General features: G+C 67.5%; 29 protein-coding genes. 13 read left to right on the forward strand and 16 right to left on the reverse strand.

The window, feature by feature from the left end; genetic code table 11:
* Nucleotides 1-3 precede the first annotated feature (3 nt).
* The 6 genes from N0D28_RS15135 (at nucleotide 4) to N0D28_RS15160 (ending at nucleotide 4,973) form a co-directional block, all read left to right on the forward strand.
* Complete coding sequence (locus N0D28_RS15135; protein ID WP_260560303.1) at nucleotides 4-963, forward strand: hypothetical protein; 960 nt, start codon at nucleotides 4-6, stop codon at nucleotides 961-963.
* A 70-nt stretch (nucleotides 964-1,033) separates the two neighbouring features.
* On the forward strand, nucleotides 1,034-1,447 hold the full coding sequence (locus N0D28_RS15140) for a hypothetical protein (protein ID WP_260560304.1): 414 nt from the start codon (nucleotides 1,034-1,036) through the stop codon (nucleotides 1,445-1,447).
* Between the two features lie 97 nt (nucleotides 1,448-1,544).
* Nucleotides 1,545-1,778 (forward strand): hypothetical protein, encoded by a 234-nt coding sequence (locus N0D28_RS15145; protein ID WP_260560305.1) that lies wholly within the window; start codon nucleotides 1,545-1,547, stop codon nucleotides 1,776-1,778.
* Between the two features lie 70 nt (nucleotides 1,779-1,848).
* Complete coding sequence (rsmI, locus tag N0D28_RS15150) at nucleotides 1,849-2,721, forward strand: 16S rRNA (cytidine(1402)-2'-O)-methyltransferase (RefSeq protein WP_376777675.1); 873 nt, start codon at nucleotides 1,849-1,851, stop codon at nucleotides 2,719-2,721.
* The gene (gene pfkA, locus N0D28_RS15155) at nucleotides 2,718-3,704 is read left to right on the forward strand and encodes a 6-phosphofructokinase (RefSeq protein ID WP_260560307.1); all 987 of its coding nucleotides are present in this window, start codon (nucleotides 2,718-2,720) and stop codon (nucleotides 3,702-3,704) included. The genes rsmI and pfkA overlap by 4 nt, the downstream gene beginning before the upstream one ends.
* A gap of 48 nt (nucleotides 3,705-3,752) precedes the next feature.
* Nucleotides 3,753-4,973, forward strand: a complete 1,221-nt coding sequence (locus N0D28_RS15160) for a molybdopterin molybdotransferase MoeA (RefSeq protein ID WP_260560308.1) — start codon at nucleotides 3,753-3,755, stop codon at nucleotides 4,971-4,973.
* 18 nt (nucleotides 4,974-4,991) lie between these two features.
* Here the strand turns inward: N0D28_RS15160 and N0D28_RS15165 are convergent, their stop codons facing one another.
* The 4 genes from N0D28_RS15165 to cax form a co-directional block, all read right to left on the reverse strand.
* Nucleotides 4,992-5,561 carry a 3'-5' exonuclease gene (locus tag N0D28_RS15165; protein WP_260561935.1) on the reverse strand — a complete coding sequence of 190 codons (570 nt, stop codon included), beginning with the start codon at nucleotides 5,559-5,561 and terminating at the stop codon, nucleotides 4,992-4,994.
* A gap of 2 nt (nucleotides 5,562-5,563) precedes the next feature.
* Complete coding sequence (locus tag N0D28_RS15170) at nucleotides 5,564-6,127, reverse strand: DUF2239 family protein (protein ID WP_260560309.1); 564 nt, start codon at nucleotides 6,125-6,127, stop codon at nucleotides 5,564-5,566.
* The gene (locus N0D28_RS15175; RefSeq protein ID WP_260560310.1) at nucleotides 6,124-6,741 is read right to left on the reverse strand and encodes a hypothetical protein; all 618 of its coding nucleotides are present in this window, start codon (nucleotides 6,739-6,741) and stop codon (nucleotides 6,124-6,126) included. Before N0D28_RS15175 ends, N0D28_RS15170 begins: the two co-directional genes overlap by 4 nt.
* Nucleotides 6,742-6,844: 103 nt before the next feature.
* A complete protein-coding gene (cax, locus tag N0D28_RS15180; protein WP_260560311.1) occupies nucleotides 6,845-8,038 on the reverse strand; it encodes a calcium/proton exchanger in 1,194 nt (397 codons plus the stop codon).
* A gap of 95 nt (nucleotides 8,039-8,133) precedes the next feature.
* Between cax and N0D28_RS15185 the strand changes: the two genes are divergently transcribed.
* A complete protein-coding gene (locus tag N0D28_RS15185; protein ID WP_260560312.1) occupies nucleotides 8,134-9,387 on the forward strand; it encodes a M16 family metallopeptidase in 1,254 nt (417 codons plus the stop codon).
* Between the two features lie 10 nt (nucleotides 9,388-9,397).
* Complete coding sequence (locus N0D28_RS15190; RefSeq protein WP_260560313.1) at nucleotides 9,398-10,627, forward strand: M16 family metallopeptidase; 1,230 nt, start codon at nucleotides 9,398-9,400, stop codon at nucleotides 10,625-10,627.
* Nucleotides 10,628-11,064: 437 nt separating this feature from the next.
* On the opposite strand, the gene N0D28_RS15195 is transcribed toward N0D28_RS15190, so the two are convergent.
* The 3 genes from N0D28_RS15195 to N0D28_RS15720 are packed head-to-tail and all read right to left on the reverse strand — an operon-like array spanning nucleotide 11,065 to nucleotide 12,597.
* Entirely contained in the window at nucleotides 11,065-11,301 is a 237-nt protein-coding gene (locus N0D28_RS15195) for a ferredoxin (protein WP_161881241.1), read from the reverse strand.
* 58 nt (nucleotides 11,302-11,359) lie between these two features.
* Nucleotides 11,360-12,157, reverse strand: a complete 798-nt coding sequence (locus tag N0D28_RS15200) for an NTP transferase domain-containing protein (RefSeq protein WP_260560314.1) — start codon at nucleotides 12,155-12,157, stop codon at nucleotides 11,360-11,362.
* 29 nt (nucleotides 12,158-12,186) lie between these two features.
* Nucleotides 12,187-12,597, reverse strand: coding sequence for a YkvA family protein (locus N0D28_RS15720; protein ID WP_376777639.1), 411 nt, complete (start codon nucleotides 12,595-12,597; stop codon nucleotides 12,187-12,189).
* A gap of 91 nt (nucleotides 12,598-12,688) precedes the next feature.
* Here N0D28_RS15720 and N0D28_RS15210 point away from each other — a divergent pair, with 91 nt between their 5' ends.
* Nucleotides 12,689-12,832, forward strand: a complete 144-nt coding sequence (locus N0D28_RS15210) for a hypothetical protein (RefSeq protein ID WP_260560315.1) — start codon at nucleotides 12,689-12,691, stop codon at nucleotides 12,830-12,832.
* A gap of 88 nt (nucleotides 12,833-12,920) precedes the next feature.
* Here the strand turns inward: N0D28_RS15210 and N0D28_RS15215 are convergent, their stop codons facing one another.
* Together N0D28_RS15215 and N0D28_RS15220 are read right to left on the reverse strand one after the other, a co-directional pair.
* Complete coding sequence (locus N0D28_RS15215) at nucleotides 12,921-13,634, reverse strand: ABC transporter ATP-binding protein (protein WP_260560316.1); 714 nt, start codon at nucleotides 13,632-13,634, stop codon at nucleotides 12,921-12,923.
* Nucleotides 13,631-14,785: an ABC transporter permease gene (locus tag N0D28_RS15220; protein ID WP_260560317.1), complete on the reverse strand. Its 1,155-nt coding sequence runs from the start codon at nucleotides 14,783-14,785 to the stop codon at nucleotides 13,631-13,633. The genes N0D28_RS15215 and N0D28_RS15220 overlap by 4 nt, the downstream gene beginning before the upstream one ends.
* Before the next feature lie 150 nt (nucleotides 14,786-14,935).
* Between N0D28_RS15220 and N0D28_RS15225 the strand changes: the two genes are divergently transcribed.
* Both N0D28_RS15225 and N0D28_RS15230 read left to right on the forward strand, forming a co-directional pair.
* Nucleotides 14,936-15,664 (forward strand): metal-dependent hydrolase, encoded by a 729-nt coding sequence (locus N0D28_RS15225; RefSeq protein ID WP_260560318.1) that lies wholly within the window; start codon nucleotides 14,936-14,938, stop codon nucleotides 15,662-15,664.
* A 181-nt stretch (nucleotides 15,665-15,845) separates the two neighbouring features.
* Nucleotides 15,846-16,838: a serine/threonine-protein kinase gene (locus N0D28_RS15230; protein WP_260560319.1), complete on the forward strand. Its 993-nt coding sequence runs from the start codon at nucleotides 15,846-15,848 to the stop codon at nucleotides 16,836-16,838.
* A gap of 18 nt (nucleotides 16,839-16,856) precedes the next feature.
* On the opposite strand, the gene N0D28_RS15235 is transcribed toward N0D28_RS15230, so the two are convergent.
* The 5 genes from N0D28_RS15235 to N0D28_RS15250 are packed head-to-tail and all read right to left on the reverse strand — an operon-like array spanning nucleotide 16,857 to nucleotide 19,415.
* Nucleotides 16,857-17,294 carry a 23S rRNA (pseudouridine(1915)-N(3))-methyltransferase RlmH gene (locus N0D28_RS15235; protein ID WP_260560320.1) on the reverse strand — a complete coding sequence of 146 codons (438 nt, stop codon included), beginning with the start codon at nucleotides 17,292-17,294 and terminating at the stop codon, nucleotides 16,857-16,859.
* 37 nt (nucleotides 17,295-17,331) lie between these two features.
* Complete coding sequence (locus N0D28_RS15240) at nucleotides 17,332-17,691, reverse strand: GIY-YIG nuclease family protein (RefSeq protein WP_260560321.1); 360 nt, start codon at nucleotides 17,689-17,691, stop codon at nucleotides 17,332-17,334.
* A gap of 24 nt (nucleotides 17,692-17,715) precedes the next feature.
* Complete coding sequence (locus tag N0D28_RS15245; RefSeq protein WP_260560322.1) at nucleotides 17,716-18,975, reverse strand: aminopeptidase; 1,260 nt, start codon at nucleotides 18,973-18,975, stop codon at nucleotides 17,716-17,718.
* Between the two features lie 5 nt (nucleotides 18,976-18,980).
* On the reverse strand, nucleotides 18,981-19,163 hold the full coding sequence (locus N0D28_RS15725; protein ID WP_376777676.1) for a hypothetical protein: 183 nt from the start codon (nucleotides 19,161-19,163) through the stop codon (nucleotides 18,981-18,983).
* A 33-nt stretch (nucleotides 19,164-19,196) separates the two neighbouring features.
* The gene (locus N0D28_RS15250; protein ID WP_260560323.1) at nucleotides 19,197-19,415 is read right to left on the reverse strand and encodes a hypothetical protein; all 219 of its coding nucleotides are present in this window, start codon (nucleotides 19,413-19,415) and stop codon (nucleotides 19,197-19,199) included.
* A 121-nt stretch (nucleotides 19,416-19,536) separates the two neighbouring features.
* Between N0D28_RS15250 and N0D28_RS15255 the strand changes: the two genes are divergently transcribed.
* The gene (locus tag N0D28_RS15255; protein WP_260560324.1) at nucleotides 19,537-19,959 is read left to right on the forward strand and encodes a secondary thiamine-phosphate synthase enzyme YjbQ; all 423 of its coding nucleotides are present in this window, start codon (nucleotides 19,537-19,539) and stop codon (nucleotides 19,957-19,959) included.
* Nucleotides 19,960-20,287: 328 nt separating this feature from the next.
* Nucleotides 20,288-20,635: a hypothetical protein gene (locus N0D28_RS15260; protein WP_260560325.1), complete on the forward strand. Its 348-nt coding sequence runs from the start codon at nucleotides 20,288-20,290 to the stop codon at nucleotides 20,633-20,635.
* 12 nt (nucleotides 20,636-20,647) lie between these two features.
* Here the strand turns inward: N0D28_RS15260 and N0D28_RS15265 are convergent, their stop codons facing one another.
* Nucleotides 20,648-21,193 carry a VIT1/CCC1 transporter family protein gene (locus tag N0D28_RS15265; RefSeq protein ID WP_260560326.1) on the reverse strand — a complete coding sequence of 182 codons (546 nt, stop codon included), beginning with the start codon at nucleotides 21,191-21,193 and terminating at the stop codon, nucleotides 20,648-20,650.
* A 156-nt stretch (nucleotides 21,194-21,349) separates the two neighbouring features.
* Nucleotides 21,350-23,278: an ATP-dependent zinc metalloprotease FtsH gene (gene ftsH, locus N0D28_RS15270; protein WP_260560327.1), complete on the reverse strand. Its 1,929-nt coding sequence runs from the start codon at nucleotides 23,276-23,278 to the stop codon at nucleotides 21,350-21,352.
* Between the last annotated feature and the right edge of the window lie 39 nt (nucleotides 23,279-23,317).

Raw genomic sequence — 23,317 nt, forward strand, 5'->3', positions numbered from 1 at the left:
GCCGTGAACCTGCGGCCCCGACTGGCGACGCTGCTGGCCCTGCTCCTGACCCTGTGCTCGGCGGCCTGCGCGCCGCTGCCCAGCCTCGGCCCGGCAGTCTTCGAGGCTCCCAGCGCCGCCAAGCAGCGCGCCCTGCCGCTGCGCCCCGTCGGCAGCCCCGACGTGCTGATCTTCGGCATCTCCGGGCGCTGCGGCCCGCCCTGCCAGGCCCCGCAGGACAACTGGGACTATCTCAGCGAGCGCGGCACCCTGAAGGTGCTGGCCGCCGTCTTCGAGCGGCGCGGCCTCAACGTGGAGGTGGAAGGCTACGCCGAGCGCATCACCACCGATTTCAAGTCGCGGCGCTCGAAGTTGCCGCAGCGCGGAATTCTCGATCTGCTCAGCGATTACCAGCGCCTGACCAGCGAACTGGTGCTCGGGCGGCGCAACCCGGCGCAGGTGATCATCGTGGGCCACTCGCACGGCGCGGTGTGGGGCCACTACCTGAGCACCCTCTTCGGGCAGGTGCCGGTGGCGGTCCTGATCGACCTCGATGCCAACTGCGTGGCCTGGAATGCCGACCACAGCGCTGAAACGCTGGCGGCGACCTCGGCGCTGTGGCAGGGCGATCCGCAGCGCTCGCCCCTGCTGGCATGCAGCAGCGCACTCGTAGGCGGCCAGTCCGTGCGCCTCAAGGATCTGGTGTGGCCCAATGTGGCCGTGAACCTGGAAGTGCAGAGTAAGCGCCTCCCGGCCAGCGGCGGCGAGGTGCCGGGCTTCTACGTCAACTACCTCTTCGACCTGACGCCCAACCAGCGCCCCGGCGGTGACAAGACCGGCATTCAGACGTTCGTCTCGGTTCACGAGGACCACAGCGGCGTGTCATCTCCCAACAGCCGGGCGGTGAAGTGGGTCACGGGTCAGCTTGAGCGCCTGCCCTGGCTGCCCTTTGCGCCGATTCCAGCGTTGCCGAATACCCGCTAACGCGCTGGCCCGCTAGAATGACTGGCATGATTGCCTGGCAGACCCTCCCACCGCCAACCGGGCCGGGCCGGTGAACTACGCCGCCTCGCTGGCGACGGTGGTGGTGCTGGCGTTTTTCTTTCCGCTGCTGGTGCGGCTGGCCAGCGGCTTCGGGGTGTCGCGCTCACTCAGCGCCTCCACCCTGGCGGTGGTGCTGACCTTCATCACCGCCAGTTACCTGATCCGCTTTCAGGTCACCCGCTTTCGCCACTCCACCACCCGGCTCGACGCCGCCCGCGCCCAGGTGGCCCAGCAGCCTGATGTGCCGCGCGCCTACTTTGTGGACGGCGAACACCTCGCCAGCATGCTGCTGCGGCTGGGACGCAGGCGCGAGGCGGCGGACGTGGTGGACCGCTACGCCCAGCTCGGCGGCGTGCGCGAGGCCGACATCACGGCGCTGCGCGAGGCCCTCACCAGGGCCGAGCGGCGGCGCAGCGAAACCTGAGAGCGGAGGTTGGGTCAGTTCAAGTTGGAGCCAGTTAAAATTAAGTCCGTCGCCCAGGCCGCCCACCCTGCCTGCCCTTTCGGCATAAACTAGGCCAATGAGGGCCTACAAGGGCGTAGTGGAAAATGAAGTGGTGGTGCTGATCGGGGCCAAGCTGCCGGAAGGCACCGTCGTCACCGTGACGGTGGGCGAGGGCGAACTGCTGCGCGCCAAGATCAGCAGCGCGCTGAACCGACCCAAGAAGATCCGGATCAAGTTGCGCCCGATGCCGGGCCTGACCAGCGAGCGGGTACCGGGCGAAGCGGAGGGACATGTCCCGGAACCCGTCTGACCCGCCAGCCAGTGACTTGGTTGCTGAGGGGCCGCTCGCTGGTCAGGCGTTCACCGACGACGCTCTCCCCGTGAGTGCAGCGGCCAGCGGCGTTCACCTGTGGCTGGTGCCGACCCCGGTGGGCAACCTCGGCGACCTCACCTACCGGGCCGCCGAGGTGCTGCGGCAGGCTGACGCGGTGGCCTGCGAGGACACCCGCCGCACGGGAGCGCTGCTGACCCATCTGGGCATCGCCCGCCCACTGGTGCGCCTCGACGCCCACACCATGTCGCGGGCCGAGCGGACCTTCGGGCAGTACCCGAGACTGGCCTATGTCTCGGACGCGGGCACGCCCGGCATCAGCGACCCCGGCAGCGAACTCGTCGCCGCAGCGCTGCGGCTGGGCGGTCAGGTGGAAGCGCTTCCGGGAGCCACCGCCCTCATTCCGGCACTGGTTCTCTCGGGCCTGAATACCGCCCGCTTCACCTTCGAGGGCTTCCTGCCCCGCACGGGCCGCGAGCGCAAGGAGCGCCTGGGAGCCATCGCGGCCCGGTCTGAGACCAGCATTCTCTATGAAAGCCCGCACCGCCTGCACGCCAGTCTGATTGAACTGGCCGCCGTCTGCGGCGAGGCGCGGCTGGCCTCGGTGACGCGCGAACTCAGCAAGAAATTCGAGGAGACCCGGCGCGGCACACTCGCCGAGCTGACCGAGTATTTCGGCGGCGGCGTGCGCGGCGAGATCGTGGTGGTGGTGGCGGGCAAGGCGGCAAACGAGCTGCTTCCCGGCGAGCAGCTCACCGATTACCCCGGCCTGGCTGCCGGGTGGGCGGCGGAGGGCAAAGACGCGCGGGAGATCCGGGCCTTGCTCCAGACCAGGGGTTTGCGTAAGAATGACGCTTATCAGTTGGCGCTCGGCGCGGTGCAGACCCACCCGTCCACCAACTCCCCCATGGAGGAGTCATGACAGCACCCAACACCACCATCAAGCGCCTCGCGGTGCTGACCAGCGGCGGCGACGCGCCGGGCATGAATGCGGCCATCCGCGCCGTCGTGCGGACCGCCACCTACCACGGCATCGAGGTGGTGGGCGTGCGCCGGGGCTTTCAGGGCCTGCATCAGGGCGATCTGCGGCTGCTCGGCCCGCGCGACGTGGCCAACATCATCCAGCGCGGCGGCACCATGCTGCTGACCGCCCGCAGCCACACCTGGCGCAGTGCCGAGGGCCGGGCCGAGGGGGCCCGGCACCTGCGCGAGTGGAAGGTGGACGCGCTGGTGGTCATCGGCGGCGACGGCAGCTTTCACGGCGCGCACTACCTCCAGCAGGAGCACGGCATTCCGGTGGTCGGCCTGCCCGGCACCATCGACAACGACCTCTACGGCACCGACCACACCATCGGCTACTTCACCGCCGTGGAAACGGCCCTGGACGCCGTGGACAAACTGCGCGACACGGCGGCAAGCCATGAGCGCATCTTCGTCATCGAGGTGATGGGCCGCCACGCCGGGCATATCGCGCTGGACGTGGCGGTGGCGGGCGGCGCGGAAGAAGTCTTTCTACCCGAAGACCAGAAGACCGTCGCAGACCTGCTGGAAGTCATCAGGAACAGCCAGGCGCGCGGCAAGACCAGCAGCATCATCATCGTGGCCGAGGGCTACCCCGGCGGCGGGCAGGGCATTGCCGAAGCCATCACCAAGAACACCGGCATCGATACCCGCCTTACCGTGCTGGGCCACATCCAGCGCGGCGGCTCGCCGGTGTCGTCGGACCGGGTGCTGGCCTCACGGCTGGGCGAGGGGGCCGTCGAGGCGCTGATCGCGGGCAAGTCCAACATCATGGTGGGCCGCACCGGGGGCGGGCTGACTTACGTGCCGTTCGAAGAAACCTGGACCAAAAGCAAGGACGTGAGCCGCGCGCTCTACCGCTGCGCCAAGGTGCTGAGCATCTGAGAACCCGTGTATCTGAGGGCAGCCTGCTCAGTCCTCTATCCTGACCACATGACTGCACCCCACCCCGCGCCGCCCACCTTTCCGATGTTCGTCAGCGTGGAGGAAGCCCGCACCCTGCTGCGCCAGTTGCTGCCCGAGCGGCGAACCGAGACGGTGGCGCTCGCCTCGGCGTTTGGCCGCACCCTGGCTGCCGATCTGATGGCCAGAGTCAGCCACCCCTCGGCCACCGAGAGCGCCCTGGACGGAATTGCCTGCCGCGAGGCCGACACGCTGGCGGCCAGCCCCGAGCAGCCGACACGCCTGCGCTTGATCGGGGAGAGCCGTGCCGGGCTGGCCTTTGCCGGGACAGTGGGCGCGGGCGAGGCGGTCCGCATCTATACCGGCGCGCCGCTGCCCCAGGGGGCCAACGCGATCTGCCCGGTGGAGCAACTGCAAGACGACAGTGATAGGGCCGACGGGGACGGCGTGCTCCTGCTGCGCCCCGCTTCTCCCGGCGACGTGCGGCGCGAGGGCGGCGACTTCGAGGCGGGCGAGACGGTGCTGCACGCAGGAGCACTCCTGACCCCGGCCCGCGTGGCACTGGCCGCCGCCCTGGGGCACGCCGAGGTGCCGACCCTGAAGCCTTTGAGGGTTGCAGTGATGAGTACCGGCGACGAGGTGATCGAGCCGGGGCAGCCGCTCAGTGCGGGGCAGGTCTACAACTCCAATGCCTACGGCCTGCTGGGCATGCTGCGGGAAGCGGGCTGCGAGGCCGTGCTGCTGCCCGCCGCACCCGACAGCCCCGAGGCACTGGAGCAGGCGCTGACCAGCATCGGCGGGGCCGACATCCTGCTGACTTCCGGCGGCGTCAGCATGGGCAAGTACGACTTCGTGCGCGACCTGCTGATTCAGGAGGGCAAGGTCAGCTTCTGGAAAGTGCGGATGCGTCCCGGCGGCCCGGCCATGCTGGGCGGCTGGAAGGGCCTGCCGGTGTTCGGTCTGCCGGGGAACCCAGTCAGCAGCCTGGTGGTCTTTCAGGTGATCGTGCGCCCGGCCCTGACCGGACAGCCGCTGAGTACCCTGCGCCTGCGGGCGGGCACGCCGTTTCGTGGCCTGGCCGACAAGACGGCCTTCTGGCGGGCCGAGGTGCGCGGCAGCCAGGTCTTCGATTACGGCAAGCAGGGCAGCGGCGTGCTGAGATCGCTCAGCGACGCGGGCGCGCTGGTCATCATGCCAGAGGGCGGCGCGGCGGAGGTGGGCGACGAGGTGGACGTGGTGCTGATGGACTGAACCAGGGCTTGGGTGGGGCTATCCGCCCACCAGCTTGAGCAGTTCCACGTAGACCTGCGCTGTGGCCCTGGCGTCCTCCAGAGCATTGTGGGCCGCGTACTCGATACCGAAGTGCCCGGTGAGCTGCGAGAGCGGCGTGCCGACGCTGTGCGGCAGTACCCCGGCGTGAATCAGGAACTGGGCGCTGAGCTTGGTGTCCACGTGCCCGCTTCTGAAGACCCGCCGCAGATCGGGCAGCAGCGGACGCAGAAAGGCCAGATCGAAGGCGAAGTTGTGCCCACCGAGCATCACCCGGCCCACCCCGGCGGCGTAGTCGCGCAGCGCCTGGGCGGCAGCTTCCGGCGGCTGGGCGGCCTGATCGTGGGCCAGCAGGTCAATGCCGTTGACGGCCAGCGCGCCCGCCTCCACGCAGTATTCGGCGTGCTTGATCAGCAAATGCAGCGGGCGGCTGATCTCACCGTCCTGGCCGAGCGTCACCGCACCGATGGTCAGCAGCGAGTGACGTGCCGGGTCACGGCCCCCGGTTTCGGTGTCGAGAAAGATGATCGGCTGGCGCAGCGGAAAAGGACTCAGCGGAAAGGGCAGCATGGTCACTCTGCTTCCCCGCCGAAGGCCGCCTGAGCCAGATAGAGGGCGTGGGCGCTGATGCCCTCGGGCCAGTCACCGTCAAACAGTAGCGCCTCGAATCGCTGGCGGTTTTTGGTGTACAGCGCCCGCTGCACCTCTTCCAGCCCCGCCTGATCACCCGCCATCACAGTCAGGAAGCGGCTGGTCGCGTCGGTGGCGTGGCGGGCGCGCTCCTGTCCTGCCTCAGCCTTGCGGGCCGCGTCTACCAGGCGGCGCAAGGTGGCCGAGGGGCCGCTCGGCTGGGCGTGCAGCCACTCCCAGTGGCGGGCCAGCAACTTGACCTTCTGCGTCTCGGGCTGCCGGGGAGGTGGGCGCTCAGTGGGCAGCCCACGCGCCAGCACCTGCGCCAGGCTGCCCTGAAAGTTGAAATCCACCGGCTGCCCGGTCTGGTCGTCGAAAATCAGAATCGGCAGCGCCTGGGTGGCGGCGTCGAGATGCCGCTTGACCTCGCTCAGTACCTCGGGCAGTGGCGCAGTGATCAGGCGATCGCGGCTCAGGAAGGCGGTGTAGGTCGGGGATGTATTCATAGCGATCTCGCCTTGGCGTTGATGATCCGGGTGCTGATGATCTGGGTGCGGCGGCGCACCAGCGGATGCGGGTCCTGTTGCAGTTTTTTCAGAACCTCGGGTGGCAAGGCCGGGTGCGCCGCCAGCGAGAGCCGCACACCGTAGTCGGAGTCGGCGGCCAGCCTGTCCAGCAAATCGGTGGGCAGATTGGGGTGCTGGGCCACCGCCGCGCGAAGCTGCCACTCGCGCCGGGTGGCGAGCTGCCGCAGCCGCTCGGGGCTGAGCTGGGCGCGGCCCGCCACTGCCCACTGCGCCTGGGGGTCGGGGTGACGCATGGCCTGCTCCTGAAGCCACTCGGGAGCCGCTTCCACTGCCGCCAGGCGGGCCAGCGTGCGACCCGACCAGCTTTGAATCTGGTTCATCTGGGCCAGGCGCAGCAGGGGCAGGGCGGGGTTGGCGATCACCGCTTCAGGGAAGTCGGCGGCCAGTTGTCCCAGCACCCCGGCAGGTGTGTTGGGATGGCGGGCCACCGCCCCCCGCACTTGCGGCGACGGCTCCCGCGCCAGCCGGGTAAGCTGCTCGGCGGTGGCATTCGGCGCGGGCAAACTGGGGGAAGACACTTCAGGCGCGGACATGGCCCCATTCTGAGCGCTCGTCCCGGTCCGGCGTGAGCGGAAAAGACACCAAATCCAGTCCGCGCCCGGATCTGTGCCCAGCTCGCTTCAGGCCCAACTCGCTTTAGGTCAGCCAGCTGACAGGAGCCGGATTGGGCATGAACGGAGTGTCGGCCTTGTCCTGAACGCGCACTCCCATTTGAGCAGGCAGTGTCTTGCGGTGCGCCCCTGACGACTGGGTCTCGCTCGGCGTCACGAAGTAAAAGGCCAGCGCCAGCAGCAGATAGACCGCGATCAGCATCACGCCCTCAAACCAGGTGGCCTCGCCGTCCTTGGTCACGGTGGTCACGATCAGGGCCACTGCGACGATGGCGACGAGTTCCAGCGGGCTGGAGAAGACCAGATTCATCGGTTTGCCGATCAGGTACGAGATGATCACGAGGAGCGGCGCGGTGAAGAGGGCCACCTGAATGGTCGCGCCCACCGCGATGTTGATCGCCAGCCCGATCTTGCCCTGTCGCGCGAAGTAGCTGCCCGCGATGTATTCGGCGAAGTTGCCCACCACCGCCAGCACGATGATGCCCAGAAAGAAGGGACTCAGGCCCAGCGCGGCGCTGCTCGCGTCGAGCGCGCCCGAGAGCATCTCGGATTCCAGCGCGATGAAGGCGGTTGCGCCCAGCAGCACCGCCGCCGCCTTCCACACCGGCCAGAGCTGGCCCTGATGCTCCTCCTCTTCCAGCGCGAACACGTCTTTGTGGGTGACCAGGGTGTAGACCAGATTCAGGCCGTACACCAGAATCAGGACCACCGCCACGCCCAGGCTCAGGTACTCGTCCAAGTTGTTGCGGGCAGCGGCGCTTCCGGCGGCGAAGGCGGGCAGCCGCTCGGTCAGGTCGAACAGTGCCGGGAGGAGCAGGGCCACCACCACCAGAAACAGCATCGAGTTGAGCTGCCCGGCGTTCTGGCCGCTGAATTTCTGGCGGCTGCGCCCGAAGCTGCCGATCAGAATGGCGAGTCCCAGCCCCAGCAGTCCGTTGCCGATGATGCTGCCAGTGATCTGCGCCTTGACCACCGCCGCGTTGCCAGCGAGCAGCACGAAGATGGCGATGATCAGCTCGGCCAGGTTGCCGAAGGTCACGTTGAGAAGCCCGCCGATGGTCTGCCCGGCTCTGGCCGCGACCTGCTCGGTGGCCTTCCGCAGCCAGTCGGCCAGCGGAATGATGGCGACGGTGGACGCGCCGAAGACCCACAACGGCGGCGCGTGAAAAGCGTATTCCAGCAGCAGACTGATGGGGATGAAGGCCAGCAGGAGATTCATTCGGCCCAGAGTAGCGCCGCGTGTGCGCCTTCAGGGGCCGCCAGTGTCACCTGCGTGCGCACTCCGCCCCGCCCACCTGCTCTAGAATCCCCCCAATGCCTGCCCACACCCACACCCTTGCCAACGGCCTGCAACTGGCCTTCGAGCGCCGCGCCACGCCCGGCTTTTCGTTTCATCTCAGGGTGCCGCTGGGCAGCGCCCATGACCCGGAAGGCCAGGAAGGAACGGCGGGGCTGGTCGAGGAGTGGCTCTACAAGGGCGCAGGCCAGCTCAGCGCCCGGCAGTTTCAGGACGCGCTGGACGATCTGGGCGTGCGGCGCGGCGGCGGCAGCGACGCCGAGGCCACCTTCTTTTCCGGCAGCGGCCTGGGCGCAGACCTCAGCGCGGCGCTGGCCCTGTTCGCCAATCTGGTGCGCCGCCCACTGCTGCCGGAAAGTGAACTGCCCGTGCTGCTCGATCTGGCCCGCCAGGACCTGGAGAGCTTGCAGGACAGCCCTGCCGAGCGCCTGGGCCTGGCGGCACGGCAACTTATTTTTGCCAAAAGCGGCTACGCCCACCCCACCAGCGGCACCCTCAGCGGCCTGGCGCAGATCACGCCTGCCTCGGCCCGTACCTTCTGGCAGCGGGCTGGGGCGCGCGGCAGCATCCTGAGTGTGGTGGCCGACACCGAGGCACAGGCGGTCTTCGGGCTGACCGAGCAGCTCTTCGGCGACTGGCAACCCGGCGACGCCCAGCCAGTTAAGCCTCACCCCTACCTGGGCGGGGCAGCCCACCTGCCCGACGACAGCCAGCAGACGCATTTCACCTTCACCGGGCGCGGCATCTCGCCGCACAGCCCCGACTGGTTTGCCTGGCATCTGGCGCTCACGGCCCTGTCGGGCGGCAGCGCCAGCCGCCTCTTTCACGCGGTGCGCGAGGAACGCGGCCTGGCCTACACCGTTCACGCCGGGCCGCAGGTTGTCGGCGGCGAGGCGCTGCTCTCAGGCTACGCGGCCAGCACGCCGCAGCGCGCCCCCGAGACCCTCAGCGTGATGCTCTCCGAGCTACGCCGCTGGCGGCAGGGGCTGACCCAGGCGGAGTTCGGGCGAGCCCAGAACGCCTTGATGGCGAGTACGGTGTTTGGCTCCGAGAGCGTCCGTTCCCGCAGCGGCGGCATGGCCCGCGATCTGGCTTTGTTTGGCCGGGTGCGCGAGCCGGGCGAGATGCGCGCGGAGATCGGGACGCTGACGCTGGAGAAGGTGAATGCTTTTCTGGACAGCTACGACCCCGGCCCACTGGGTCTGGTCTCTATCGGGCCACAACCGCTCAGCGCGCCCCAACTGACGGGCAGTGGGGCGGCGCATGTCTGAGTCGACGCCCATGACCCGGCCCGTCAAGCATCAGCTCGCCAGCGGGCTGACTGTGCTGCTGGAACGCGACCCGGATGCCCAGACGCTGGCGATGGGATTTTTCGTGAGGACCGGCGCGCGCGACGAGACGCCCGCCGAACTCGGCGCGTCGCACTTCCTGGAGCACCTGATGTTCAAAGGCTCCGAAACGGTCAGCGCCCTCGATCTGAATGCCCGGCTGGACGCGCTGGGCGGGCAGGCCAACGCCTTCACCAGCGAGGAGGCCACCGTCTATCACGCCGCCAGCCTGCCGGAGCAGCAGCATGACCTGCTTGGCACCCTCAGCGTGCTGCTGACCCCCGCCCTGCGCCCAGAGGAAATCGGCACCGAGCGCGGGGTCATTCTGGAAGAGATCGAGATGTACGCCGACCAGCCCGACTCGCGCTTGATGGACATTTTGCACGCCGAGTACTGGGGCGAGCACCCGCTGGGCCATCTGGTGCTGGGCACCTCACAGACGGTCAGCGGTCTGACGCCGGAGGTGCTGCGGCGCAACTTCACCGAGCGCTACGGCACGCCGAACATCACCCTGGTGGTCTGCGGCCAGTTTGACGGGCCATCGGTGCTGGCCGCCGCCGAGCAGGTGTCCTTTGATTGGCCCCGCACCAGCTTCGAGCGTACCCTGCCGCCGCATACGCCCCAAAGCGGCCTGAGCCTGAGCCACGACGCCGATCTGAGCCGCGCCCAGGTCGCACTGGCAGCCCCCGGGCTGGGCAGCGCCGACCCGCTGCGCGAGGCCGCCCACGTGCTCACCGAGATCATCGGCGGCGAGAACGGGCGGCTCTACTGGGCGCTCCTCGACACCGGCCTGAGCGACAGTGCCGACCTCTCGCACGCCGAGTACGACGGCGCAGGCACCTTCGAGGGCGGCTTCAGTTGCGACCCGCCGCGTACCCAAGAAGTGCTGGACGCCTACCGCGCCGTGTTGCGAGACGTTCAGGAGAACGGCGTCAGCGACCTCGAAGTGCGCCGGGCCGCCCGCAAGATCGCGGTGGGGGCGGTGCTGCGCGGCGGCACGCCGCAGGGCCGCCTCTTCACGCTGGGCATGGACTATCTGGCGCGCGGCGAACTCCTCAGCGCCGCCGAGAGTGTGCAGCGCTGCGCCGACGTGACGCCCGAGCAGGTGCGGGCCGTGCTGGAGCGCAGGCCGTTTGACATACTGCGGGTGGCAGCACTGGGACCGATTGAGGGCCTGGTTTAAGTACGCCCCTGCTACCGTTTCGGGCTTCCGCGAACAGCGCTTTCTCCCTATCATCGTGAACGGACTATCGTCATGAGCAGCACCTGTATGGGTCCATTCCTCCCCTTGAGGACGCCCCTCATCCACTTTCGTCAGGACGTACTTTCTTCCTCACTCACTCCGCTCGGCAAAGCCAAAACTTTACAAGGAGATCCTTGGAGGCTTTTTCGCCCAGCCAGGTATGGTTCATCCTCGCCAATTGCAGGGCGAAGGCCGCCTGATCGGTGCGACCTGACCACCCGGTAGTGCAGGCAGACTTCACGATCGCTGCCGGGCGAACTGGCCGAACCCATGAACAGTGAGCGAAGGGCCGCAGCGGAGCAAAAGACGCAATGTTCCCCGGCAACCACAACAAAGCGCCCACCCCAGCGGATGAGCGCGTCTCGGCGACCTCGACTTCAGAGGCCGAAAAACTCGTGGTTCTTGGCGATGAAGAGGGTCTCGCCGTCTGGCACGTCTTCCTCGGGGAAAATGGCGCTGACCGGGCAGGCAGGTACGCACGCGCCGCAGTCGATGCACTCGTCGGGATGGATGAGGTACTGGTCGCCGCCGTCATAGATACACTCGACGGGGCAGACCTCGGTGCAGGCCTGGTCTTTCACGCCGATACAGGGGCTGGTGATGATATGCGTCATGGAGCCATATTGCCCGATTCACCTGCGCCGTGACAAGGGCCAATGTTCAGCCCAGCCTTCAGTCCGGCGTAGCCGTGAGAACCTCTGCGGCCAGCGCCAGATCGCCCGGCTTGTCGATGTCGGTGCCAACGGCGGCGTGCGGCGTGATCAGCGCCCGCGCCTCGACCCCCAAAATGCGGCTGATCCGCGCCTCGAGTTCGGCAATTTTCAGTTGCCCCAGCAGCATCTTGACGATGAAGGCCGGGCCGACGATGCCCGCCAGCTTCAGCGGCTGCTTGCGGGCGTCCAGCACAGCCCGCAGGCGCGGCAGGAACTTACCGATCAGCGCCGGATCGAGCAAAAACAGGTTGCCACCCGTGAAGGTGCCGTCTTTGAGGCGGGCGTAGGTACGCTTCACACCGGGGTAGCTGGCCTCGCAGACGGCCTTCTCGACAATCGGGTAGACCAGGCCCACGTCGGGGGCGCTCTCCAGCACGTCGCGCACCTGCTCACCGCTGAGCATCGGGATGTCCGCCGTGACGACCAGTACCCGGCGCGGCGCGGCGCTGCCACTTTCACCCCGGCCTGGTTCACGGAGCGCCGCCACGCCCGCCTCAAGGTTGGCGATCAGGGTGCCCCGGTCCGTGACGCGCACGTCCACCAGCCCGGCCATCTCGGGGGTCAGCGGCCCCACGTAAGCCACCCGCGCCACCCGTCCGGAGTCGCGCAGGGCGCGCAGCACCCACTCCCCCATCGGACGGCCCGCCACCTCGATCAGCGGTTTCACGGCCACCCCGTGAGCGGCGGCAAAATCGTCGCCGGGATCGCCGCCGCCCAGCACCACCGCGTTCCAGCTCGCGTTCGGACCATCGTTCATGAGGAGTAAGGTAGCATCCCGGCGCGGCCCTACAATTGGCTCAGCAGCCGCGTCAGTGCGTAGATCAGCGTTCCCGTCAGCAGCACGCCGCCCAGCGCAGACGGCCACAGCCGGGGCAACCGCGCCACCCGGCCCCGCGCCTGAAGCAGAACCGGGGCGGGCAGGCTGCGGGCCGCGTAAGCCAGCACGGCGGGCACGATCAGCAGGTCGTCGGTGACGCCCAGCACTGGAATGCCGTCGGGAATCAGGTCGATGGGGCTGAGGGCGTACAGCAGGGCCAGCGCGGCGATCAGTTTGGCCCGAGCGCCGACGCGCCTATCTGTCAGCGACAGCAGCAGCGCCAGCGCGTCTCTCCAGACCCCCCGCAAGCGCCCCAGCGGGCTGGAGGAGCGGCGGGCCGACAGGCGCAGCGGGTTCAGGCGGGCGGGCGAGCGGTTCATACCAGGAAATACGCAGCGAGTCGGTAAAAGTTCCGGGTGAGGACTTCTGGATGGCCCACGTCAGGTGGCCCGCTAGCGGCTTCTTGAAAACGTGGGCAAGCTGATGTGTCCCAGCAGCTCCGATCTGGACGGAGCGGCCCGTACCAGTCTGATCCCCATCACCAAGGGCCAGGGCAGGCCGCTCAAGTACCTGACCCAGGCTCAACACCGCCGACGTGGCGGTGATCCAGAATGAACCTCGCCGCTATCGCAGAGTTTGACCCGGCGACAGGCCGCGAGAACATTGACCGTGTCCGGCCCGGCGAGAAGGCTGAAAAGGGGCCTCAGCGCTCCACTGTCACTTCGCCGTCGCGCACCCGCAGGTGGTGATCGGCCAGCGCCGCCACGTCGGGGTCATGGGTAATCAGCACCACCGTCTTGCCCTCGCGGGCCGGGCGGGTCAGCAGCTCCAGAATGACCTCGCCGCTGCGGGTATCGAGGTTGCCGGTGGGTTCGTCGGCCAGCAGCACCGCCGGATCGGACACCAGGGCGCGGGCAATCGCCACCCGCTGCGCCTCGCCGCCCGAGAGGTGCGAGGGCAGGTGGTGGGTGCGGCCTTCCAGCCCGACCTGAGCAAGCAGCGCCCGTGCCCGCTCGCGGCGCTCCCTGGGCGGCACCCCGGCCAGCATCAGCGGAAATTCGACGTTCTCCTGGGCGCTGAGAATGGCGACCAGATTGTGACTCTGAAACACGAAGCCGTAGTGCTTGAGCCGGAAATCGGCCCGGCCCGCTTCACTGAGACTGTGAATGTCGGTGTCGCCCACCCGCACCGCGCCGCCGCTGGGGGTGTCGAAGCCCGCCAGCAAGTTGAGCAGGGTGCTCTTGCCGCTGCCCGACGGTCCCACCACCGAGGTCATCCCCCCCGCAAAGGTGTGCGAGAAGGACCGCAGCGCCGTGATCTGGCCGTCGCCGCTGGGATAGGTGCGGCTCAGGGCGTCGGTCTGGAGCTGGATTTTGGGCGTGACCAGAGGAGCGGGCGGCGAAACGCAAGCGGTCATACCCGCCCCAGCGCTTCATTGATGCTCAGCCGCGAGGCCGAGCGGGCAGGCAGCAGGCCAGCGATGAGGCCCAGCAGCAGCGAGATGAACAGCGCCAGCAGCGTCAGGCGCGGGGTCAGGGCCGCCGCGTCGAAGCCTGCCAGGTTCTGGGTATAGAGGTTGACGCCCCAGATGCCCACCAGCCCCAGCAGCAGCCCTCCCACGCCGCCCACCAGCGAGAGCAGCAGCGACTCGGTGAGCACCAGTTCGCGCACGAAGCCGGGCCGCGCCCCGATGGCCCGCAGCGTGCCGAACTCGCGGGTGCGCTCGAAGACACCCATCATCACGGTATTGGTCACCGCCAGCCCGCCCACGATCAAGGAAATCAGCGAGATCCCGAACCTCACCGCGTCGCTGATCTTCAGTGCCCGGTCAGCGAAACTCAGAAAATCACCCTGGGTCTGGGCTTCCAGGTTGAGCGATTTGGACAGCTGATCGGCCACGGCGCGGGCCTGCTTGGGATCGTCCAGCTTGATGGCCACCATCGAGACGCGATTTTGCGCGCCCTCGGCGGCCTGCATGGTGATGAGCGGCATGAAGATGAACGAATCGTTGAGGCCGCCCGACTTGGCCAGAATGCCCATCACTTTCACGGCGCTGCGGCGGTTGAGCCTCAGCGTGCTGCCCAGGCCCAGCTTGAGGTTCGTGGCCGCCTTGGCCCCCACCACGGCCACGCCGCTGTCCCCGGCCTTGAGGAGTCGGCCCTGGGCAATGGCCACGTTCGAGAACACCGCATTGATGCCCTGCTCGGCAGGCAGACCGTAAAGCACCGCACTCTGCGAGGGGTCGAGGCTGCCGCGCACCGACATGATGACCGGGGTGACCCGCGTGATACCCAGCCCAGGCGCAAGCTTCTCGATGTCGCCCACGGTGCTCTGCGGCAGGTTCGGCTGCGGCGCGAAGCCCTGGGTGAAGCCGCTGAGCGACACCTGCACGTCCGGCCCGATACCGCCGAGTTCGTCGTTGAACACCTTGCGAATGCCCTCGCCCAACGACAGGAAAATCACCATGCTGGCCACCGCCACCACGATTCCCAACGTCGTCAGGAGTGTTCTGATGGGCCGCCGGGTCAGGCCGCGCCGCGCCAATATCCACAAATCTCGCCTCTGCACGCCCGCCAGACTAGCGCCTGGGCCGTGCCGGGATGTAGGCCAAATGATACCGACTCCGGGGCCGACACAGACGCGGCAGTCCGTTCCGGAAGCTCCGAGTGCGACTTCAGACAAATCAGCGCTCCTAAAAAGTGCTAAAAGAAAGGCACCATGACCCAACCCACCCCAACTCAGACCACCAGCGACGCCGCATCCAGCCTGACCATCCGCTTTCTCGGCCACTCGGCCTTTCTGTTCAGCTCAGGCGGCTTTCAGGTGCTCATTGATCCGTTCATCCAGGGCAATCCCAAGAGCCCGGTAACCCTGGATGAAGCGCTGGGCTGGAACGTGAACGCGGTGCTGGTCAGCCACGCCCACGGCGACCACTGGGGCAACGCGCTCGACTTCGGCAAAGCGGGCATTCCGATCATCGGCACGGCGGAGGTCGGCGGCTACGCAGGTCAGCACGGGGCGGCCAATGCCATCGGGGCCAACATCGGCGGCACCGTCAAGGGTGAGTGGGGCCAGGTCACGCTGACCCCAGCCTGGCACTCCAGCAGCTTCCCCGACGGCAGCTACGGCGGTATGCCCACCGGCCTCGTGATCGAGATGGGCGGCAAGCGGGTGTACTTCGCGGGTGACACCGGCCGGTTTTCCGACATGGCCCTGATTGGCGAAGGCGGCCTCGATCTGGCGATCTTGCCCATCGGCGACAATTACACCATGGGACCCATCGAGGCGGCCAAGTGCCTCGACCTCCTGAAACCCACAGCGGCAATGCCGATGCACTACGGCACCTTCCCGGCCCTGACCGGCGACCCGCAGGTGTTCGCCGCCGAGGCTGAGAAGAGGGGCGTGAAGGTGTATCTGCCAGAGCCGGGCGAAGAAATCAAGCTGTAGGGGGCTGCTTACTCCGCCCGAATTCGTTCTGGAGTTCTCTTCGTGTCGGATGGTTCGCGTTTTGTGACAGAGTCCTGTAACCCGCTTCACCCTAGACTCAGTGACCGAAACCTTCAGTCCACCGCTCCGATCCCATCCGCTTCCCCTGCCGCTTCAGGACCCGCCTTACTGTGACGACACTGTGACGACGCCCGATTTTCCAAAACTCAGCGGCTACACCCTGACGCGCTCGATTGGTCGCGGCAACACGTCGCTGGTGTTTCTGGGCAGCGCCAACAATGCGCCGGAGCGCCCACTGGCCATCAAGGTTCCGCTGGGCACCACCCTGGCCAACCGCACGGCGGCGGAGCGTTTCGGCAACGAGGTGAGGCTCTCGCTGCAATTGCGCCACCCTTACCTGGTGCGCGGCTACGCGGGCACACCGTTCGGGCCAGGGGCTTACCTCGCCATGCGCTACTTTCCGGCAGGCACCCTGGCCGAGCGCCTCGAAGAAACGTTGCTGCCCCACGACGCGGCCCTGCGGGTGCTGGCCGACGTGGCGTCCGGCGTGGCCTACCTGCACCACCAGGGCGCGGTCCACCAGGACATCAAGACCCAGAACGTGTATCTGGACGACGAGCGGGCGGCGCTGGGAGACTTCGGCAACACCTACTTCGTCTCGGCGGGCGGCAACGTGTCGGGCAGTCCCTTCTACATGGCCCCGGAGATCTATCACGGCGAGGCCAGCAGCGCCCAGAGCGACGTGTACAGCCTGGGCGTGCTGGCCTACGAACTGCTCTCGGGCATGCGGCCCCACGTGGGCAACAGCTACGAGGAACTGATGATCTCGCACCTGACCCGCTTTCCCTCGCCGGTGACGGCCAGTAACCGCCAGGTGCCGCGCCCGCTCTCACGCCTGATCGAGCTGGCGATGGCCAAAAAGCCGCAGGACCGTCCGTCCTCGGCAGCGCTGCGCCGCGCCCTCCTGGAAGCGCTGGGCGAGGAAGACGAGCAGATCGAGCTGGAGGACCTTCCCGAGAACGCCTCGGCCCCCGCCGCCCGCGCCATCATGGGCCGTCACCAGCACCTGCCCACGCTGCCCACACCGCGCGACCTGGCTTCCTCCGCCGAGCCGGACAACAGACCCGGCAAGCCTGAGCCGAAAAGCTGGAATCCCTTCAAGCGCAAGAAGTGAGCTTCAGCGGTGGCACAGCTAGCGGTGGTATGGCTCGCCCGCCGAGATGGTCGCCGAGCGGTAGAGCGCCTCACCCATGACCACCATCGCCAGATCGTGCGGCAAGGTCAGACGGCCCAGGCTCCACAGCGCCCTGGCTGCCGCCCGCAGCCCGTCACTGTGCCCGTCAGGGCCGCCGATGCAGAAGGCCAGCTCGCCGGTGCCCTGCACACCCTGACGCTCGATGTAGGCGCTCAGCTCCTCGCTGCTCCACTGCTGGCCGCGCGGGTCGAGGGCGATGATTGGGGCGCGGCCCGCCGCCTTCAGCATCGCCTCACCCTCCTTTACCGGCGTGCTGCCCGCCAGCTGGGTCACCTTGAGCTTGTGATAGTGCCCCAGCCGCCCGGTGTACTCGGCCCATCCGGCACGGGCGTAGGCGAGTTTGGGCGCACCGACGGTGATCAGGTGCAGACGCATGGCGAGAGGTTAGCGCAGACAGATCAGCGCAGACGGGTTAGCGCAGGCCTCTGGCGTTCCCGGGTCTGGGCGGCAGGTTCAGCCGCTCGCGGTGCAAGGCTTCGAGTTCGGTCAGTTCAGCGCTGTAGTCGTGATCGGCGGGCTTGCCGGGATCGGAGCTGAGTTCGTCCAGCAGCTCAAGCCCAAAAGCGTCCGGACCGCTCTCTTTCCAGCGCCGCTGAATGTCCTTGTCGGGGTACAGCCCTGCGTCGAGCTGAAAGCGCACACGGTTGAGACTGCCCTCCACATGCGGACTCCAGTCGGTCATCACCTGACCCGACGCCAGGCAGCGCAGGACGTAGATACCCATTTTTGGGGTGAAGTTCTTGTAGGCGCGGGGCCGGATCGTCTGGGTCATGTTGGTTGCTCCATCCACTTTGTTTCAGGTCGTCAGGCCCTCGATGGCCCACTCGCCGCCGCGCATTAGCGGCGCGCGGCGGCCGCCTTCGTGCAGGCCGTCCACGTTCATGCTGGGCGTGCCGATCATCCAGTCCACGTGGATCAGCGAATCGTTGCCGCCACTCGCAGCGGGGTCGGCGCTGAAGGTGAATTCGTAGGCGCGGCCCAGAGCGATGTGCGAGGCGGCGTTCTCGTCGAAGAGGGTGTTGTAGAAGAGCCGACCGATCTGCGCGACAGGCGCGCTGGCCGCGACCAGGGCCACTTCCCCGATACGGCGCGCGCCCTCGTCGGTGTCGAGCAGCTTGAGAAACGTCGCCTCGCCTTTGCTGGCACTGCCCTCCACGATCTGGCCGCCCGCGAAGCGCACCCGGATACCCTCCACGATTTCGCCCCTGACCAGCAGCGGCTTGCTGGCCACCGCCACGCCGTCCACCCGGTCCCGGTGCGGCGCGGTGAACACCTCGTCGGTGGGCAGATTCGGCACGATCCGCACGCCTGCTGCCGTGGTGTCCTCCACTCCGGCCCACAGGTGGCCGTCCGCCAGGCCCACCGTCAGGTCGGTCTCGCCGTCAGGATCGGAGAAGTGCAGCGCCTGGAAGTGCTGAGTATTCAGGAAGTCGCGCACTGCCCCCAGCCGGACGATGTGGGCCTGCCAGGCCGCCACCGGGTCGGGTGCGTCGGCCCGCGTCACCCTGAAGATGTCGCGCCACAAAGCCGACACCGCCTGCGCCTCACCCAGTTCGGGGTACACCTTCGTGGCCCAGGCCGGAATGCTGATGCCGCCGATGCTCCAGGCCACCTCGAAACCCATCATCTTCTGGCTGACCGGCCTCATGGCCTGTGCCCGCCGCTTGGCGCTGATGGCTTGGCGCTCGGCATCGGCCCCGGCCATGATGGTGGGATCGGAGCCGTCCAGGGCCAGAAACGAGTAGCCGTCCTCAATCATCTTGAGGCTCTCGTCGATCAGCCAGCCGGGCAGGTATTCAATCGCCGCGTCCGACGCCTCGTCGATTCGCAGACGGGCCAGGTGCTCGTCGTGGTAGCGCACCACCACGCTCTCGGCTCCGGCGCGGTAGGCGCTGCGGGCCACCAGACGGGCCAGTTCGGCGGCCTCCAGCGGCGCGTTGACGAGCAGCTTGCCGCCCGGCTGGAGGTTGACGCCCACCCGGACAAGCAGTTCGGCGTACCCGGCGAGCTGAGTCTGGAAATCCTGGGCGGCGGCAGGCAAAGTCAGGGAAGTCATGCCGTTCATGCTACCCTCCCGCCGCTGTGGGCTGCCGGTACACGCCCTTCTCGCGCTTCAGCAGCCGCGCATGATAAGTTCGCGGCGCAGCGTGAAGAAGCCGGGATGGTACGCGCCCAGCCGTTCGTTAGCCCGGCCTTGTCGAGCTGGGCCAGGTGGCGGCTGACGGTGGCCGCCGAGAGACTCAGGAGTTGCGAGAGATCTTCGCTGCTGGGCGCTGCTCAAACCTGCTCCCGCTGGCCTGACTCCTGCCGATCTGACTCTCGCTGATTTGAACGGCGCTGGCGCTCAGCCACCCTGAATCCGGCCCGGTGAATCTCCAGCGCGCTCCCGGGCGTATCCAGCCGCACGCGGACCCTGGCGGCCCCAGGTTCGTCGCCCTCGGTGCGGGCCAGTGCTCCGCCGCGCCAGGCGTTGACGAGCAGGCGCTGAATCGTCATCTCAAAAACTCAGCGGGATCAGTGCTACTCATTTCGATGTTCCTCGAAACAAATCGAGTCCACTTCAGACTCCTTCGGAGTGGGCCACCTGGCCTGGCCGGGGCAGCGCTAGGCTTGCACTATGTGGCACCAGACTGAACTGATCCTGCGCCCGCATCCGCGCGGCTTTCACCTGATCACCCGCGAGGTGGTGGCCGCCCTACCGGAACTTGCCAGCCTACGGATCGGCCTGCTTCACGTTTTCATTCAGCACACCAGCGCTTCTCTCACCGTCAACGAAAATGCCGCGCCAGACGTGCGGCGCGACTTCGAGCGCCACTTCAACCACAGTGTGCCGGACGGCTGGGCCGGGTTCGAGCACACCCAGGAGGGCGACGACGACATGGCGGCCCACATCAAGGCCAGCTTGCTGGGACCCAGTCTGAGTCTGCCGGTGCGGGACGGGCGACTGGCCCTGGGACGCTGGCAGGGCCTGTATCTGTGCGAACACCGGGACCGGGGCGAAGCGAGGTCGCTGCTCCTGACACTGACGGGCGAGCCGTGAAGGAGTGGTGAGGGCTGCGCCGCCCGCCCGCTCACCGGGACGCGTGATAGGCTGAGACAGCCGCGCACCGCGAGCGCGCTCAGTCGCCCCGGTCACGACAATTCAGCTTTTTCCCGTCTCCCGGTTTCATTGAAAGGGAGTGAGGCCATGTTGCGGCTGAGTTCCTCCGGCCTGAACCAGCCCGCCCGGCTTCCAGAGCGGTGCGGCGCACGCTGAAGCCGGGCGACCCGAACCCGGCCTCCCCCGCTCAGGATTGTTCACCGAGTCTATATTCGTTCTCATTTCCCCGCGCCCTTCCCAGGAGGGAAACGCCACAAGGAGCCTTGCCATGCCGCATTCCACCGAGCCGGTCACCGCCCCCGAAACCGCTGTCACCCGCACCCCAGGCCGCGCCCCGCTGCGCAAACTGCGCGGGCATTACCGGGCCACCCAGCGCAACGGTGGGTATTATCTCCAGATTCCCGAAGCGTACTCGCCTGCCGGAGTGGTGACTGAGGACTGGGCCGCCGATCTGGTGACGCTGCGCGAGACATTGGAGGCGCGACTCGATCCCCGTGTGGAGGTCACCACACAGGTGGGCGCGCTGCTGTGGCGCTTCAACGCGACCAACGGCAGCCTCAACACCAGCGCCAGCTTCCAGGGCCGGGCGCAGGCGTTGCCCAAAACGGTGGCGTAAAAGTAGCCCTGCTCAGTTTCCTGCGCCCAGCCTGCCCAGCCAGACACCCACCGCAAACACCACGCCGCCGCCCACGATGACCTGCAAAACGGTCTGGGCCAGCGGGCTTTTCATGAAGTGGAATCGGACATAGGCGATGATCAGCAGCTCGACGACGACCACCACGTAGGCCAGCAGCAGGGCTGTGTGGAGGTCGGGAAGCAGGAACGGCAGGGTGTGGAGCATGCCGCCCAGCAAGGTGGCCACGCCAGTGATGACGCCGCGCCCGATGGGTGTGCCGCGCCCCGACACCACCCCGTCGTCGGAGAGGGCCTCGGCCAGTCCCATGCTGATGGCCGCGCCGACTGAAGTTGCCAAACCGATGAAAAAAGCGTCCATTGGCTTGCCAGTAATTCCGGCGGTGGCGAAGATCGGCGCGAGGGTACTGACCGAGCCGTCCATCAGCCCCAGCAGAGCGGGCTGGACTTTTTGCAAAATGAAGGACTGGTTTTGACTGTCCTGCACGGGAGAGGCGTCCAGGTAGGGAGTGGAGGCGGCGGGGTTCGGCTTCTTGATCATCCCGCGACTCTATTCTTATTGAAAATCATTCTCAATAAGATATCCCGAGCGGATTAGGGTGGATTGGCCCTGAGCAATACAAATGAGCAGCAGACAATCAGCGCGATCCTTTGACGGGACCGCGCCGATTGTTGACCAGATCTGACCGCCCGGCGGTTACGCCTTGCCCAGCGACACGCTGCTCAGCGTTCCCCCGGCCAGCACGGTGGCAAACTCGTCACCCGACAGGGTTTCGTGCTCAATGAGGGCCGTAACGATGCTGTGGGTGCGGTCCAGGTGGACGCGCATCAGCTCCAGCACCCGCTGATACTGACTTTCGATCAGGGCCGAGACTTCCTCGTCAATGAGGCGGGCAGTGCGCGGGCCGTAGTTGCCGCTGACGAAGCCGCCCATATAGGGACTGGCCTCGCTGCTCAGCGACACCTTGCCGAGCTTCTCGCTCATGCCCCACTCGGTCATCATTCGGCGGGCGATGTTGGTGGCCTGCTGGAAGTCGTTCTGCGCTCCGGTGGTGACTTCCCCGAAGACGATCTGCTCGGCAGCCCGGCCCGCCAGCGCCACCGCGATCATGTCCTCAAGCGCCGCCTTGACGTAGTGAATCCGGTCCTCACGCAGCGGCATCATGTAGCCCGCCGCCCGGCCACGCGGCACCACCGTCAGCTTATGGACGCGGTCCGCGTGCGGCAGCAGTTGCGCCGCCAGCGCATGCCCGACCTCGTGGTAGGCCGTCACCCGCCGGTCCTTCTCGCCAATGACCATGCTCCGGCGCTCCGGTCCCATCAGCACCCGGTCACGCGCCTCGTCGATGTCCTTGTTGGTAATCCGGTTGCGCTGCTCCCGCGCCGCCCCCAAAGCCGCCTCGTTCAGCAGGTTCTCCAGATCCGCTCCCACCATGCCCGGCGTCTGCTTGGCGATGGCCGCTAGGTCCACGCTCAGATCGAGGGGCTTTTTGCGGGCGTGAATCTTGAGGATGGTCTCGCGGCCCTTCACGTCCGGCGCGTCCACCACCACCTGCCGGTCAAACCTGCCGGGCCGCAACAAGGCCGCGTCCAGCACATCGGGCCGGTTGGTCGCCGCCAGGATGATGACCTCGTGCGTCGTCCCGAACCCGTCCATCTCCACCAGCAACTGGTTCAGGGTCTGCTCACGCTCATCGTTCCCGCCCTGCATGCCCGAGCCGCGCTTGCGCCCCACCGCGTCGATCTCGTCGATGAAGACGATGCACGGCGCAGCTTTGCGGGCCTGCTCGAACAGATCGCGCACGCGGGCCGCACCCACACCGACGAACATCTCCACAAAGTCGGAGCCACTGATGGAGAAGTACGGGACTTTGGCTTCTCCAGCAACAGCTCTGGCCAGAAGTGTCTTGCCGGAGCCGGGAGGACCGACCAGCAAGATGCCGTGGGGGATACGGGCCCCCAGGGCGTGGTACTTCTCGGGATGCTTGAGGAAGTCCACGACCTCAGTGAGGTCGGCCTTGGCCTCGTCACAGCCTGCCACATCGCCGAAATTGACCTTGATCTGCCCTTCCTGAACCACGTTGGCCTTCGACTTGCCGAACTGACTGGCCCCGCCGCCCTGATTACCGCGCGAGCTGCGCCACACCAGCAGCAGCACCAGCCCGATCAGCACCAGCGGCAGAAGCTGGGTAACCCAGCCGAACGGCGAGCCGCCGCCCACGATCTGGGTCGGCACGTTGGCCGCCCGCAGGATACCGAGGGTCTGGCCGGTGGGCGGCACCACCACGTCGAGCGGGCGGCCCTCGCCCTGCACGGTGGCCCGCAGGTTACCGTCGCCGTCGAGCACCACGTTGTTGACCTTGCCCGCCCGCACGTCGGCCAGAAACGCCGAGGCGCTGTACCCCTGATCGGCCTGCGCCGTCTGGACCACCTGCTGCACTGGGGAGGTCAGCACCGGAGAAGCCTGAGCTTGAGCCGCGCCGGACCCCAGCGTGCTCAGTCCCACCATGCCCAGCAGGGCTGCGCCCAGCAGCGCTCCCCGCCATCCGTGTCGGCGCTTGCTGCGGGTCTTGCCCGGAGTGCGCTGCGCCCGCCTGCCGCTCCCTGTGTTCCTGCCCGGTGTCATACGCCATGCTAAGGCGCGGCCCGGCCCGGCGACGAGCCA

This window comes from Deinococcus rubellus, assembly GCF_025244745.1.
Classification (GTDB): Bacteria; Deinococcota; Deinococci; order Deinococcales; family Deinococcaceae; genus Deinococcus; species Deinococcus rubellus.

Coding starts and splice junctions, on each gene's coding strand:
- N0D28_RS15200 (WP_260560314.1), bottom strand. CDS start 12,157: ATGAACGATGGTCCGAACGCGAGCTGGAACGCGGTGGTGCTGGGCGGC.
- N0D28_RS15260 (WP_260560325.1), top strand. CDS start 20,288: ATGCCGCATTCCACCGAGCCGGTCACCGCCCCCGAAACCGCTGTCACC.
- pfkA (WP_260560307.1), top strand. CDS start 2,718: ATGACAGCACCCAACACCACCATCAAGCGCCTCGCGGTGCTGACCAGC.
- N0D28_RS15255 (WP_260560324.1), top strand. CDS start 19,537: ATGTGGCACCAGACTGAACTGATCCTGCGCCCGCATCCGCGCGGCTTT.
- N0D28_RS15175 (WP_260560310.1), bottom strand. CDS start 6,741: ATGTCCGCGCCTGAAGTGTCTTCCCCCAGTTTGCCCGCGCCGAATGCC.
- N0D28_RS15215 (WP_260560316.1), bottom strand. CDS start 13,634: ATGACCGCTTGCGTTTCGCCGCCCGCTCCTCTGGTCACGCCCAAAATC.
- N0D28_RS15145 (WP_260560305.1), top strand. CDS start 1,545: ATGAGGGCCTACAAGGGCGTAGTGGAAAATGAAGTGGTGGTGCTGATC.
- N0D28_RS15170 (WP_260560309.1), bottom strand. CDS start 6,127: ATGAATACATCCCCGACCTACACCGCCTTCCTGAGCCGCGATCGCCTG.
- ftsH (WP_260560327.1), bottom strand. CDS start 23,278: ATGACACCGGGCAGGAACACAGGGAGCGGCAGGCGGGCGCAGCGCACT.
- N0D28_RS15265 (WP_260560326.1), bottom strand. CDS start 21,193: ATGATCAAGAAGCCGAACCCCGCCGCCTCCACTCCCTACCTGGACGCC.
- cax (WP_260560311.1), bottom strand. CDS start 8,038: ATGAATCTCCTGCTGGCCTTCATCCCCATCAGTCTGCTGCTGGAATAC.
- N0D28_RS15250 (WP_260560323.1), bottom strand. CDS start 19,415: ATGACGATTCAGCGCCTGCTCGTCAACGCCTGGCGCGGCGGAGCACTG.
- N0D28_RS15245 (WP_260560322.1), bottom strand. CDS start 18,975: ATGACTTCCCTGACTTTGCCTGCCGCCGCCCAGGATTTCCAGACTCAG.
- N0D28_RS15185 (WP_260560312.1), top strand. CDS start 8,134: ATGCCTGCCCACACCCACACCCTTGCCAACGGCCTGCAACTGGCCTTC.
- N0D28_RS15225 (WP_260560318.1), top strand. CDS start 14,936: ATGACCCAACCCACCCCAACTCAGACCACCAGCGACGCCGCATCCAGC.
- N0D28_RS15165 (WP_260561935.1), bottom strand. CDS start 5,561: ATGCTGCCCTTTCCGCTGAGTCCTTTTCCGCTGCGCCAGCCGATCATC.
- N0D28_RS15160 (WP_260560308.1), top strand. CDS start 3,753: ATGACTGCACCCCACCCCGCGCCGCCCACCTTTCCGATGTTCGTCAGC.
- N0D28_RS15240 (WP_260560321.1), bottom strand. CDS start 17,691: ATGACCCAGACGATCCGGCCCCGCGCCTACAAGAACTTCACCCCAAAA.
- N0D28_RS15190 (WP_260560313.1), top strand. CDS start 9,398: ATGACCCGGCCCGTCAAGCATCAGCTCGCCAGCGGGCTGACTGTGCTG.
- N0D28_RS15235 (WP_260560320.1), bottom strand. CDS start 17,294: ATGCGTCTGCACCTGATCACCGTCGGTGCGCCCAAACTCGCCTACGCC.
- N0D28_RS15720 (WP_376777639.1), bottom strand. CDS start 12,597: ATGAACCGCTCGCCCGCCCGCCTGAACCCGCTGCGCCTGTCGGCCCGC.
- N0D28_RS15195 (WP_161881241.1), bottom strand. CDS start 11,301: ATGACGCATATCATCACCAGCCCCTGTATCGGCGTGAAAGACCAGGCC.